The sequence below is a fragment of the Flavobacterium limicola genome (assembly GCF_003634755.1).
In the GTDB taxonomy this organism is placed as follows: domain Bacteria; phylum Bacteroidota; class Bacteroidia; order Flavobacteriales; family Flavobacteriaceae; genus Flavobacterium; species Flavobacterium limicola.
In genome coordinates this window covers 169,498-182,415 of sequence record NZ_RBXA01000004.1, presented here as the reverse complement: position 1 = coordinate 182,415, position 12,918 = coordinate 169,498, and the positions used below count along the sequence as shown (strand labels likewise).

The window sequence follows — 12,918 nt, the reverse complement described above, 5'->3', positions numbered from 1 at the left end:
AAATCCCATCGGCCGTGGCAGATGGGATTTGTATTTTTTAATAATCTCCTCGTCCTTTAAATCTGGGATCATCTCTTTTGATAAATTCCGTTCTTCTTTTTGGGGCTTCTGTTTTCGGTAAACTGGCTTCTTCTGTTTTGCTCGAAGGTTCAATCAATTCGTTTAATTCTTTGATTTCGGCATCAGTCAAATCGCGGTATCTACCAACGGGAACATCCAGTGAAATATTGATGATTCTGATGCGTTTAAGCGCCGTAACATCATACCCTAAATATTCGGTCATCCTACGGATTTGACGGTTTAAACCTTGTGTTAAGATAATTTTGAAAGTGAATTTGCTGATTTGTTCCACTTTACATTTTCGGGTAACGGTATCTAAAATAGGAACTCCATTGCCCATTCTTTCGATGAAACGATCGGTGATGGGTTTGTTTACGGTTACCGTATATTCTTTTTCGTGATTGTTTCGAGCTCTTAAAATTTTATTGACGATATCGCCGTCATTGGTCATAAAAATTAATCCTTCACTGGCTTTGTCTAATCGTCCGATAGGAAAAATTCGTTTCGGATAATTGATGTAATCCACAATATTATTGCGAACATCAAGGTTTGTGGTACATTCGATTCCTACAGGTTTATAGAAAGCAAGATAAACCGGTTTCTCATTTTGCTCACGGATTAGTTTACCGTCAATACGCACTTCGTCATTCGGTGAAACTTTTGTGCCCAATTCCGGAACGACTCCATTGATAGTCACACGACCTTCTTCAATGATTTTATCAGCTTCGCGGCGGGAACAATAACCAGTTTCTCCTATGAATTTATTGAGGCGTTTTAAATTTTCTTCCATACTGCAAAAGTAATGAATTTGTTTGTTAGATTTTAGACTTCTTAAATTTTTGGATTGTTAGAAAGGTAAGTTTCGATGGATTGTATTTAGTCTTCTTAGATTTAATTCAGAAGTTCATATTAGCTAAGAAATCTATTTTTCTTCAAATAAAAAACGAGATACTTTTTTATACAACTCATCGTCGTGCATGCTATGACCTAAGCCTTTAGTCTCAATGAAAATTACATTTTTCCAAGCTCCTGCAATTTTTTTTCCTTCTTCGAATAAAACTACGGTGTCGTCAATGTCGTGGGCGATTAATCCTTTTATATTTAATTTTGAAGCAAATATTTTACCGGAAAACTGTTCCAAGCTCAATTTGAAATTATTAAGATAATGCGCCTCCAAAGACTTTGAAATTTTACTATTCAAGCTTAATAATGTAATGTAATTGTTCAATATAATTTTGAAATCACTTGGTGCTCCCAATATCACCATTTTTTTTAAAGCATCATTTTGATAAACGGATTGATAATACAAACACGTTTTTCCACCTATAGAATGACCGATAAGATATTGTGGTTTAAATTTTTGTACAGCAACATGAATAAATTCAGCGTATTGGGGAATGTTGAATTCTTTTCCGCTGGATAACCCGTGAGCCGGGCCGTCGATGGCAATGATGGTGCTTCCAGATTTTTTAAGATATGGGAGTAAATTTTCCCAGCGAGAAGCGTTGCTTTCCCAGCCGTGAACCAAAAGTATAACAGTGTCATTTCCTTTCCATGTATAGGTATGAAAGGAATCTTCTTGAAGTTGGAACATTTCGGACTGTGCTTTTTGCAGAATTCCCGGAAGTTTGTCTTTAGATAATTTCCCTTCTCGAGGTTCACTAAAAAAACCATACGCCAGTTGCGATGCTTTTTTTGGAAATACAAAACTCAAAAGGTTAATGTATAAACCAATAGATTTAGTGAATATAAAAAATACTATTTTTTTCATAAAAAAAAAGTCCCGATGTGTATCGGGACTTAAATGTAATTAGAATTTAGAAAACAATTGTTCCATTTTCTCTTTTTCTTCGTCAGCCAATGAGCTGTCGACTAATATTCTTCCGGAGTGTTCGTCAGTAATGATTTTCTTTCTGGAAGCAATTTCTACTTGTGTCTGTGGTGGAATAGTGAAGAATGATCCTGCAGAAGCTCCTCTTTCGATAGAAACTACAGCTAAACCATTACGAACGCTACTTCTGATTCTTGTATAAGCTTTCAATAATCTTTCTTCAATTAAAGCTTGAAATTCTGCTGATTTCTCAGACAAGAATGCTTCTTCTTTAGCAGTTTCAGCCATGATAGCGTCTAACTCTGATTTTTTGTGCTTTAAGTGATTTGATTTTGCTTCTAATCTTTCTTTAGAACTTGAAATTACTTCTTTCTTGTGTTCGATAGAAGCTTTCATTTCTTTAATTTGCTTTTCTGACAATTGAATTTCTAATTCTTGAAATTCAATTTCTTTAGTCAACGAATTAAATTCTCTGTTGTTACGAACAGTTTCTTGTTGCTTAGTATATTTTTTGATAGCTTCTTTGTGCTCATCAATTGCATTCTTTTTTGATTTGATTAGATCCTCGATAACTTCAAGTTCTCCTTTCAATTTTTCTGAACGTGTGCTTAAACCAGCCACTTCATCTTCTAAATCTTCTACTTCTAAAGGAAGTTCTCCTCTTACGTTTCTGATTTCGTCAATTCTAGAGTCAATAAGTTGTAAATCGTAAATTGCTCTTAACTTGTCCTCAACACTTAATTCTTTCGTATTCGCCATATTCTATAAGTACTTAACTGGATTTGAATTTTCTTCTGATAAAATAACTGCAAAATTAAGGATTTTTTTCCGAAGATACTCTACAATATAATTTTTTGTATAGCGTTCGCTTTCAAAATGTCCAATATCGGCCAAAAGCAACTTGTTTTCTGCTTCATAAAACTGATGATATTTCAAATCAGCAGTCAAATACGCATCTGCTCCCGCCTGAATAGCATTTTTTATTGCAAAACTTCCTGCTCCGCCAAGAACGGCTACTTTTTTAATTTCCTTTCCAATAAAGTTCGAATGTCGAATTCCGCCACATTGCATTTTTTCTTTTGCAAAAAGTAGAAATTCTTTTTCACTCATCGGATTTTTTAATTCTCCAATCATTCCCAAACCAATATTTTGATGTTGGTTTTGCAACTCATAAATCTCGTATGCGACTTCTTCGTAAGCGTGGCTTTTGAATAAGGCTTTCAGGATTTTGTTTTCCAAATGCTTTTCGAAAGTGACTTCAATTTTAATTTCGTCTCCCTGAACAAACTCAAAACGCTCTCCAACTTGCGGATTGCTGTGTTCATTTCCCATATATGTTCCAATTCCTTTCGAATTGAAACTGCAATTTTCATAGTTGCCAATGGTTCCCGCGCCAGCATCAAATAGCGCATTTCGCACCTCTTCAGCATTTTCAGGAATCGTGTACGTCACCAATTTCCGAATGAAATTTAGTTTGGGAACCAGGATTTTAGTATTTACCAATCCTAATGCATCACTGAATATTTTATTCACGCCTTCATGATGGTTGTCAAGAGCGGTGTGAACGGCATAAATGGCAATGTCATTTTTTATGGCTTTAATAACGGCTCGTTCCACATAATTTTTCCCCGTTATTTTTTTCAAACCAGAAAATAATATCGGATGAAAACAAACCACAAGATTGCAATTTTTTGCAATCGCTTCGTCAATTATATTTTCTAATGCATCATGGCAAACCAATATTCCAGTTGATGCCACATCTTGATCACCAACCAATAACCCGACATTATCAAAATCTTCAGCATAGGCGAGTGGCGCCATTTCTTCAAGCACGGAAATTATTTCTTTGATTTTCATGTTTTATTTTAGTTTAAAGTCTAAGATTTAAAGTTTAACGTTTGATCAACTTTAAACAATAAACAAAAGAAACAAAATTTTAAATCAAAGATAATTTATTCTACTTTCGTAAAATGAATTTACTCCGAAAATTACTGTTTCCGTTTGCCATATTATATGGTCTCATAACGAGTATTCGGAATTTTCTTTTCGACAAAGGAGTTTTAAAATCCTATTCATTTGATTTACCAATTATTGCTGTTGGTAATCTTAGTGTTGGCGGAACCGGAAAGACGCCACAAATCGAATATTTGATTCGTTTGCTTTCGGATAAATATAAAGTTGCCACATTAAGCAGAGGTTATAAAAGACAATCGAAAGGTTTTATTTTGGCGGATGCCAATTCAAATGCCGCAACTATTGGTGATGAACCGTTCCAGTTTTTTCAGAAATTTCCATCGATACAAGTTGCAGTTGATGCCGATAGAAAAAACGGGATAGAACAATTGCTTTCGCAAACAGAAAAACCAGAAATTATCTTGCTTGATGACGCTTTTCAACACCGAAAAGTAAAAGCGGGTTTTTACATTTTACTCACTTCGTACGGCGATTTGTATTCGGATGATTTTATGTTGCCAACCGGAAATTTACGTGAAAGCAGAAGTGGAGCAGATAGAGCGAACGTGATTATTGTAACTAAATGTCCTTTTAATCTTTCATTCGAGGAACAGGATGACATTAGAAAGAGACTAAAACTTTCGAAAGGCCAAGAATTATACTTTACTTTTATAGCATACGATAATTGTATTTATGGAGAAAACCGAAAGATAAAGGTTGAAGAAGTTCAATATGCTGCTAAAGTATTGGTAGCAGGAATTGCAAAGCCGGAACCATTTTTTTCCTATTTGCAAAACTCAAATGATGTCTATTTGTCTTTTCCAGATCATCATAATTTTACCGATAAAGACATTTTAGAAATTAAAAATTTAGCTCAAAACAACATTATTATCACTACCGAAAAAGATTATGTACGGTTAAAGGGAAGTTTGCCAAACGAACAACTTTTCTATTTGTCAATACAAAGCTCTTTCATTTCAGGAAGTGAAAATTTTAATAAAACAATTTTAGATTATGTGGGAACAAGTACAAGAAACCGTTAGTTATATTAAGGAAAGGATTGATTTTATTCCAGAATATGGTGTAATCTTAGGTTCAGGATTAGGGAGTTTTACGGACGAAATGAAAGTAGAATTTACGCTGCCTTACAATGAAATTCCAAATTTCCCAGTATCTACAGTGCAAGGGCACAAAGGCGCATTAGTTTTTGGAACAATAGGAGACAAGAAAGTTGTTGCAATGCAAGGACGTTTTCATTTTTATGAAGGCTATTCGATGACCGAAGTTACTTTTCCGGTAAGAGTGATGAAATTTTTAGGTGTGGAGAAACTGGTAGTTTCAAATGCGTCAGGTGGTGTAAATCCAAGTTATAAAGTAGGTTCTATTGTTATGATTACGGATCATATCAATATGACGCCGGAACATCCTTTGCGTGGAAAAAATGACGAACGTTTTGGACCACGTTTTGTAAATATGAGCGAACCATATTCGAGAAAGATGATTGCCAAAGTAACTGAATTAGCTAAAGAATTGAATATCGAGGTTCATGAAGGAATTTATCTTGGTTTACAAGGTCCAACTTTTGAAACTTTAGCTGAATACAAAATGGTGAAAATCCTGGGCGCTGATTGTGTGGGAATGTCAACCGTTCCCGAAGTAATTGTTGCACGTCACATGGATATGGAAACTTTTGGAATTTCGGTAATTACTGATATGGGTAACGAAGAAAGTATTGGAACAATCTCACATGACGAGGTTTTGGAAGCAGCTAAAGAGGCGGAACCAAAAGTGAGAAGCCTTATAAAGAAATTGATTCTGAATTATTAAATCTAAATATATTCAGCAATGGTAGTGTAAAATTCTTCTGGTATGAACGGTTTAGTAATTACATCGTTCATACCAAATGATAATAGCATGTCGCGATTTTCATGCAATGAGATAGCAGTAAGCGCAATAATAGGCGTGTTTAAGTCAAATGTTCGAATGAGTTCTGTAGCAATAGTTCCATTGATACCCGGCAAATGAACGTCCATAAGAACAAGATCAAATTTGTTTTTTCGTACTAAATCAATAGCATCTTCACCATTATCAATTACCTCACAAATTATTTTTTTATTGAGAAGCATTTTCTTAGTAATCATTTGATTGATTCTATTATCCTCAACTAAAAGGATTTTTTTGTTTAACAATTTAGAATCGTAATCTATTTTTGTAGTTTTTTCGACGGGTAAAGTTTGTTCACTTATTTTAAATGCCAATTCAAATGAAAATTTCGAGCCTTGGCCTACAACACTTGTTAGTTTTATTTGACCTCCAAGAATTTTAATTAATTTTTTTACAATGGTTAATCCTAATCCAGTGCCACCGTATTTGCGATTAACTTCTATCGAACCTTGAGAAAAGCTGTCAAAAACACTAACTAATTTATCTTCTGGAATCCCAATTCCGGTATCTGTTATTTCAAAATACAATGTCGTGTTTTCATCTTCTAAATTTTCGAGTTTAGCTACCATATTTACATCCCCGTTTTTAGTAAATTTCAAGGCATTATTGATTAAATTCAATATGATTTGCGATAGTTTCGTAGGATCTCCAATCAAATAGTCAGGAATAGCATGGTCTATTTCCAGTGTAAAATTATTGTTGTTTATGAAAGCCAATTCTTTTAGCGAATTTTGAATGTTTATCAAAAGTTGTTTTAGGTTGAAACTGGTATATTCGATTTCAAATTTATTGGATTCGATTTTATTGATTTCTAAAATCTCATTAATAAATTTTGTTAAATAATCGCCTGAAAATTTTAAAGAAGACAAATAGTCTATTTGTGTTTTCTTGGGGTTTTCTTCTAATAATAAGTGAGTGATTCCGTTAATGGCATTCAAAGGCGTACGAAGTTCATGACTAACGGTTGATAGAAATTCGGATCTTGCTTTCGAAGCTTTTTCGGCTTTGTCTTTCGCAACTTCTAATTCTTTATTTTTTTCTTTTAACAATAAATTGGACTGATTTCGGATGATGTTATTTTTGTATAAAGACAAACTTAATAAAGATAAAATAGAAATCAACGCAATAGCAAGGATACTAATCAGTTTAGAAAATTTACTCGCTTTTTCTTGCTCCTTGTTTTCATAATTGGTTTGGGCAATTTCCTTTAACCTTTCGGTAGCTTTAAACTTTTGATAGTCATCAATCCCGAGTCTTTCATTGTTCAAAATCGTGATACTCTCTTTCAGATTAAGGTGTTGTTTTAAATAGGAATAAGCATTGTTTTTATCTAACATTTTTTCATAAATGGAACTCAGGGCAAGCAAGATGTTAGATTTTTGTTCTGGATTTTGTGTTTTACTATTTAATTGTAACGCTTTATTGAGATAGTTTAATGCTAAATTATTTCTATTTTTAGTCGCCTCAATGCTTCCAATTTGATATAATGCCTCTGCTTTGGTATTCAATAAATTCAGAGTATTAGGTTTTGCTATTATGGTTTTGAAAACGGATAAAGCTGAACTTAATTTGTTTTTTGATTTATAAATCAGCCCTTTCTGGAGATTGAATAATTCAGCAGTATCGGGAATTTTTAATATGTCATTTATAGATTTGGCTCTTTGAAAGTATATTGAAGCACTGTCAAAATTTTCTTTTTTCATGTGACAGGAGCCAAGATGGTAATATACAGCAGCATGATCTGGAGTGGGGTCAAAATTTTTAAGTAGTGTAGCGCTTTTGAGAAAAGATTCGATGGCGTCATCATATTTTTTTAAACTATAATATATTTCGCCGAGGTTTAAGTTTTGATGTGCTTGGTCTTTAATGTTTTTATTTTTCGTAGCATAAAGAATGGCTTTTTGAGTATATAACAATGCATTTTTATAATTGTTATTTTGAATATTGGAGTTACTCAAACTGCTGTAATAAGCAGTGCTATCTGTTTTCTCATTGGGTTGAGAGTACAGTAACATATTAAAAAAAAGTACATAAACGAAAAAATATTTCATTCGTAGCCGATTTTTTTATTGGTTGTGTTTCATGTTTGTCAAAAGAATTAAATCAATTATTCTTGATGAATATCCTATTTCATTATCATACCAGCCAACTACTTTTACCATTTTATCGATTACAGAAGTGAGTTGTGCATCAAATATACATGAATTTTTATTGCCAATCACATCAACAGAAACTATTGGGTCTTCGGTATAATCTAAAATACCTTTCAAATTTGTTTGTGAGGCAATTTTGAAAGCGGCATTAATCTCATCAATTGTAACGGCGCGTTTTACATTGAAAGTAATATCAGTCAAAGAACCATCAGGAACCGGTACTCGTATACCACAACCCCCAATTTTACCTTCAAACTCAGTAAATATTTTTGTTAAAGCTTTTGCCGCTCCTGTTGTTGTAGGTACGATAGATTGACTGGCACCGCGTGCGCGACGTAAATCTTTATGAGGCTGGTCGTGTAGGCTTTGGTCGGTCGTGTAGGAATGAATTGTAGTGATGTACGCCTGTTCTATACCACAAAGTTCATTGATTACTTTAATCATTGGTGCGGCATTATTTGTGGTGCAACTAGCATTCGAAATTATGGTTTCAGTACCGTCAAGAATAAAGTCATTTACACCAAGAACTACCGTTTTTATAGTGTCAACTTCTGATGGTGCGGAGAGAATCACTTTTTTTGCCCCAGCAATAATGTGGGAATTGAGTTCTTCAAAAGTCTTGTATTTCCCGGTAGATTCTACCACATAATCAATGTCTAGACTTTTCCAATCCAGATTTGAAATATTTTTTTCGTGAAAAAATAAAAAATGTTTTCCATCTACCAGAATTCCTTTCTCATCATCGCTTACTGTAAAAGGTAAAACGCCGTGAATACTGTCGTATTTCACTAAATGCGCCATTGTTTTTTTATCAGCAATATCATTTATGGCAACAACTTCTATTGAGGGATGGTTTAAAAGTAATCGGAATAAATTCCTGCCGATTCTTCCAAAACCATTTATGGCAATTCTTATCATAAGTCTTAAAGTCTTAAAGTATCAAAGTCAGAAAGTCAAAATATCAAGCCTTTCGACTTTCTGACTTTACAACATTCGACTACAATATATGTTTTTGTGCTTTGTAAGAGGAACGAACCAATGGTCCGCTTTCTACGTGGCGGAATCCTAATTCCAAACCAAATTGCTCGTATTTTGCAAATTGTTCCGGGGTTATAAATTCCTTCACTGGCAAGTGTTTTTTACTCGGTTGCAAGTATTGACCTATCGTTACAATATCTACATTGGCTTCACGCAAATCTCGCATCGTTTGATACACTTCTTCCTCTTGTTCGCCAAGACCAAGCATAATTCCCGACTTTGTTCTGTTGATTCCTTTTTCTTTTAAATAACGCAACACTTCCAGACTTCGGTCGTATTTTGCCTGAATTCGTACTTCGCGTGTCAATCTGCGAACGGTTTCTACATTATGCGAAACCACTTCCGGATTCGCTTCCACGATTCTATCAATATTTCTTTCGATACCTTGAAAATCAGGAATCAGAGTTTCCAGCGTTGTATTTGGGTTCATTCTGCGAATGGCTTTTACGGTTTCAATCCAAATGATAGAACCACCATCTTTTAAATCATCTCTGTCAACGCTAGTAATTACGGCATGTTTGATGTTCATAATTTTTATAGAACGCGCCACTTTTTCAGGCTCATCCCAATCCACAGTTTCAGGCCTTCCGGTTTTAACACCACAAAAACCACAAGAGCGCGTACATACATTTCCTAAAATCATGAATGTTGCCGTTCCTTCGCCCCAGCATTCACCCATGTTCGGGCAACTTCCCGAAGTACAAATCGTGTTCAAACTATATTTATCAACTAAGCCGCGAAGTTCTGTATATTTTTGTCCAATTGGGAGTTTTACCTTCAGCCATTTCGGTTTTCCTACAGGTAAAGTATTTTCTAAAACAGTTTCCATATATCAATTTTCAGAGCACAAAGATAAGGAATGTAGTTTATTTGTGGATTCCTTTATTTGTTTATTTGAAGAAATAGAAACGGATGCTTTAGGAGCAGAATGTTTGCTTGTTTTTAGGGAATAGTCGTTCTGCTTTTCGTTATATCCACGCTGACTGCTACTCTCCTTACAATGACAGTATAGGACACCATGCAAATGAAATTCACTTAACCTCCTATGTGTAATAAAGGTTTTGTGAAGTAGTCAGGACTAGATTAGAGCTTTTTGTTGTTTTTAGGTTAAAAAGAAAAAAAAATAAAAAGATATTAAAAAGAAAAGCTTCAAAATTAATTGAAGCTTTTCTTTTATATTTAATTCATCTGTACTGTAATAGGAAGGCTATAGGAAGTTCGTACTGCTTTCCCGGCAATCATTCCCGGAGACCATTTTGTTTTCAAGGATTTTAACACACGAACGGCTTCTTTTCCCAAGCCATAACCAGGGTCTCTTTTCACTTGTATGTCAGTCATGCTGCCGTCTCTTTCAATTACAAAAGAAACATATACTCGAATCGAACCGCTACCGTCTATTTCTTGTTTCTCAAAATTATTGCCCACATAGTTATAGAACTTATTAATTCCGCCGGGGAATTCAGGGAGTTTATCCAGAGCAACACTATTGACAATAGTATTTCCAAGATCAACTGGCGTTACGGTTTCAGTTCCTGTTCCCGAAGAAGAAGTTGGATTAATTCCTATAGTTCCAGTTCCTTCAGTGGTTGTATTTGTTACGCTAGTATTGTCGGTGTTTTTTGCAATATCTTGATTTGCTTGTGAAGTCTTAACAATCATAGGATTAACAAGTTGTTTACTTTCAACTGGGACATCAACAACTTTGGTTTTTATCTCAGGAAGGGCTTTTTTGGGCTCAAGCTGATTCGGAATTATATTGGTAAGTTGGACGACAGTATTTGTAAGTTCAGGAATGCTTATTGTGATTCCTTTATTGGGGTTCAAATAGGTAATAATTACGGGAATACTTAAAGCCGCTGATAAAAATAATACACCCACAAAAAGTGCTGTTACTGCCGTTTTAGTGCTTTCCTGGCGTAATTGATACGCACCATATTCTTTGTTTCGGTCTTGAAAGACAAGGTTAATCCAACCGGTTTCGTAAATGCTTAATTTTGACATAATTTATGGATTTAGAGGTTAAGTACAATTAAATCATAAGCAGAGCTGTTTTTATTTTATAACGTGTAAAATAAGATTTTTAGTATATAAATTTAATAATTATTTTTGATTTTAGTTGTGTTATGTTTATTTATTTAACTTTTATGATAATTAATTGTTTGTTTTATTGGTTTTAGGGCTAGATATTCACAAAAAAAAGCGCATCCAGATCAATGAATGCGCTTTGTTGCGTGTGTAAATAGCTTTATTATTTTGTTAAAAATAAAGCTACCTTCTATTCTGAATGATTTCTGCCAGAAGTTTTTTGGCGCGAAGCAACTTAATCTTCACATTACTCAAAGGTTCGTCAATTTTATTGGCTATTTCTTGGTAACTCATTTCCTGGAAATAGCGCAACTGAATCACTTCTTGATAATGTGGTTTCAATTCTTTGATGAATTGCAGTAACCGAGAAAGATTTTGTTCGGTAATCAATTCATCTTCTGCAGATGGAGTAGTGTCGGCAATATTGTAGGCTTGCAGGTTTTGTTCATCAGTAATTTCGACAAAAAGACTTGATTTCTTTTTTCGTAATAAATCGATGTGTACGTTTTTTGCAATAGCAATAAGCCAAGTGTTGAACTGGAATTCTGAGTTGTAAGTGACTATTTTATCAAAAGCTTTCGAGAACGTTTCGATGGTAATATCCTCGGCATTGGTTTCGTTTTCGGTGCGTTTCAGCATAAAACCATACACTTCATTCCAATAATAATCCAATAGAAAAGTAAAGGCAACCTGATCGCCTTGTTTTGCTTTTTCTATTTGTTTGTTTATTTCCAATGTACCGGTTTTGAGAATATATTAGTTATAAAGATATTGATTTGTGTTAAGATAAGTACTATCTCAACTATAGGAAACCAGAATTTAATGTCATTTTCTTTAAGTTTACCTGCCGAAAATCCTACCACAATCCATGCCACAAGATAGCGCAATGCGATTAAACTTAAAACTAATATCCATTGAAATTGAAAGGCTAACAATATAATGGGTAATAAAATAAATAGTAATTGCGAACAATAGAATGCTCCTAATTGTAATTTATCTAGAGGTTTGTAATAATTTGCCGTGGCAATATGCCTTCTTTTTTGGATCAACCAGTCTTTGTAGGTTGTTTTTGGTTTAGAAAGCGTAAAACTTTCGGGTGTGTAGGCAATAGTTGTATTTTTAGCTTTTGCAGCTTGGTTTATAAATAAATCATCATCTCCAGAACGAATTTGCATGTGTTCGATGAATCCATTTACATTGAAAAATTCTTCTTTTTTATACGCTAAATTTCTTCCAACGCCCATGTATGGATGTCCGATTTTTGCCCATGAAAAATACTGGATTGCCGTTAGTAAAGTTTCAAAACGAATTATTTTATTCAGGAATGAATTAGGAATTTTTTCATATTTACCATAACCCAAAACGATTGTTTTTTGCATAGTAAATTGAGAGCTCATAGCTGTAATCCATTCTTTCGAAGTGGGGTAACAATCAGCATCAGTGAATAATAAATACTCTTTTTTGGCAGCTTTTATTCCTAATGTCAAAGCGTATTTTTTGTTTCCCCAAAAAGCTTCGTTGTTCTCCACTTTTACCAAACGAACATTGGGATATTGCTTTTCAAAATCTTCAAAAATATCCAAAGTACTATCACTTGATGCATCGTCAATCAGTACAATTTCAAAATCAGGATAGTTTTGTTCTGCAAGCAAAGGAATAAATTTAGCGACATTTTCCTCTTCATTTTTGGCACAAACAATCACCGAAATCGGAATTCTTTTTGGTGTTATTTTTTGCGCTTTAGCGAAAGCAAATTTTCCAAAAACACCTAGATAATACGAAATTTGAACAATAACAATAAAAATAAAAAAGTAAAGAATTAGTATAAGCATCTGAGTTTAATGAGTTTTTAAA

12 protein-coding genes are annotated in these 12,918 nt (G+C 34.0%); 2 read left to right on the top strand and 10 right to left on the bottom strand.

Annotated elements, in window-relative coordinates:
* Positions 1-37: 37 nt before the first annotated feature.
* The 4 genes from rluF to BC952_RS13435 form a co-directional block, all read right to left on the bottom strand.
* Entirely contained in the window at positions 38-850 is an 813-nt protein-coding gene (rluF, locus tag BC952_RS13450) for a 23S rRNA pseudouridine(2604) synthase RluF (protein ID WP_091171715.1), read from the bottom strand.
* Between the two features lie 132 nt (positions 851-982).
* Entirely contained in the window at positions 983-1,831 is an 849-nt protein-coding gene (locus BC952_RS13445; protein WP_121366133.1) for an alpha/beta fold hydrolase, read from the bottom strand.
* A 39-nt stretch (positions 1,832-1,870) separates the two neighbouring features.
* Positions 1,871-2,650 carry a zinc ribbon domain-containing protein gene (locus tag BC952_RS13440; protein ID WP_091171710.1) on the bottom strand — a complete coding sequence of 260 codons (780 nt, stop codon included), beginning with the start codon at positions 2,648-2,650 and terminating at the stop codon, positions 1,871-1,873.
* A 3-nt stretch (positions 2,651-2,653) separates the two neighbouring features.
* On the bottom strand, positions 2,654-3,748 hold the full coding sequence (locus tag BC952_RS13435; RefSeq protein WP_121366132.1) for a Nif3-like dinuclear metal center hexameric protein: 1,095 nt from the start codon (positions 3,746-3,748) through the stop codon (positions 2,654-2,656).
* Positions 3,749-3,861: 113 nt separating this feature from the next.
* Between BC952_RS13435 and lpxK the strand changes: the two genes are divergently transcribed.
* Together lpxK and BC952_RS13425 are read left to right on the top strand one after the other, a co-directional pair.
* Positions 3,862-4,887: a tetraacyldisaccharide 4'-kinase gene (gene lpxK / locus BC952_RS13430; protein WP_121366131.1), complete on the top strand. Its 1,026-nt coding sequence runs from the start codon at positions 3,862-3,864 to the stop codon at positions 4,885-4,887.
* The gene (locus BC952_RS13425) at positions 4,859-5,671 is read left to right on the top strand and encodes a purine-nucleoside phosphorylase (protein ID WP_121366130.1); all 813 of its coding nucleotides are present in this window, start codon (positions 4,859-4,861) and stop codon (positions 5,669-5,671) included. The genes lpxK and BC952_RS13425 overlap by 29 nt, the downstream gene beginning before the upstream one ends.
* A 2-nt stretch (positions 5,672-5,673) precedes the next feature.
* Here the strand turns inward: BC952_RS13425 and BC952_RS13420 are convergent, their stop codons facing one another.
* The 6 genes from BC952_RS13420 to BC952_RS13395 form a co-directional block, all read right to left on the bottom strand.
* Entirely contained in the window at positions 5,674-7,839 is a 2,166-nt protein-coding gene (locus tag BC952_RS13420; protein WP_121366129.1) for a tetratricopeptide repeat-containing hybrid sensor histidine kinase/response regulator, read from the bottom strand.
* A 15-nt stretch (positions 7,840-7,854) separates the two neighbouring features.
* Positions 7,855-8,859, bottom strand: coding sequence for a type I glyceraldehyde-3-phosphate dehydrogenase (gene gap / locus BC952_RS13415; RefSeq protein WP_121366128.1), 1,005 nt, complete (start codon positions 8,857-8,859; stop codon positions 7,855-7,857).
* 79 nt (positions 8,860-8,938) lie between these two features.
* A complete protein-coding gene (lipA, locus tag BC952_RS13410; protein WP_091171698.1) occupies positions 8,939-9,808 on the bottom strand; it encodes a lipoyl synthase in 870 nt (289 codons plus the stop codon).
* Positions 9,809-10,158: 350 nt separating this feature from the next.
* On the bottom strand, positions 10,159-10,980 hold the full coding sequence (locus BC952_RS13405; RefSeq protein WP_121366127.1) for an energy transducer TonB: 822 nt from the start codon (positions 10,978-10,980) through the stop codon (positions 10,159-10,161).
* A gap of 267 nt (positions 10,981-11,247) precedes the next feature.
* Positions 11,248-11,799 (bottom strand): RNA polymerase sigma factor, encoded by a 552-nt coding sequence (locus BC952_RS13400; protein ID WP_121366126.1) that lies wholly within the window; start codon positions 11,797-11,799, stop codon positions 11,248-11,250.
* Positions 11,790-12,896, bottom strand: coding sequence for a glycosyltransferase (locus tag BC952_RS13395; protein WP_121366125.1), 1,107 nt, complete (start codon positions 12,894-12,896; stop codon positions 11,790-11,792). Before BC952_RS13395 ends, BC952_RS13400 begins: the two co-directional genes overlap by 10 nt.
* Positions 12,897-12,918: the final 22 nt, after the last annotated feature.

Excerpts from the sequence above, each read along its gene's own strand:
- rluF (WP_091171715.1), bottom strand. The coding sequence starts at position 850 with ATGGAAGAAAATTTAAAACGCCTCAATAAATTCATAGGAGAAACTGGT.
- BC952_RS13445 (WP_121366133.1), bottom strand. The coding sequence starts at position 1,831 with ATGAAAAAAATAGTATTTTTTATATTCACTAAATCTATTGGTTTATAC.
- BC952_RS13440 (WP_091171710.1), bottom strand. The coding sequence starts at position 2,650 with ATGGCGAATACGAAAGAATTAAGTGTTGAGGACAAGTTAAGAGCAATT.
- BC952_RS13435 (WP_121366132.1), bottom strand. The coding sequence starts at position 3,748 with ATGAAAATCAAAGAAATAATTTCCGTGCTTGAAGAAATGGCGCCACTC.
- lpxK (WP_121366131.1), top strand. The coding sequence starts at position 3,862 with ATGAATTTACTCCGAAAATTACTGTTTCCGTTTGCCATATTATATGGT.
- BC952_RS13425 (WP_121366130.1), top strand. The coding sequence starts at position 4,859 with ATGTGGGAACAAGTACAAGAAACCGTTAGTTATATTAAGGAAAGGATT.
- BC952_RS13420 (WP_121366129.1), bottom strand. The coding sequence starts at position 7,839 with ATGAAATATTTTTTCGTTTATGTACTTTTTTTTAATATGTTACTGTAC.
- gap (WP_121366128.1), bottom strand. The coding sequence starts at position 8,859 with ATGATAAGAATTGCCATAAATGGTTTTGGAAGAATCGGCAGGAATTTA.
- lipA (WP_091171698.1), bottom strand. The coding sequence starts at position 9,808 with ATGGAAACTGTTTTAGAAAATACTTTACCTGTAGGAAAACCGAAATGG.
- BC952_RS13405 (WP_121366127.1), bottom strand. The coding sequence starts at position 10,980 with ATGTCAAAATTAAGCATTTACGAAACCGGTTGGATTAACCTTGTCTTT.
- BC952_RS13395 (WP_121366125.1), bottom strand. The coding sequence starts at position 12,896 with ATGCTTATACTAATTCTTTACTTTTTTATTTTTATTGTTATTGTTCAA.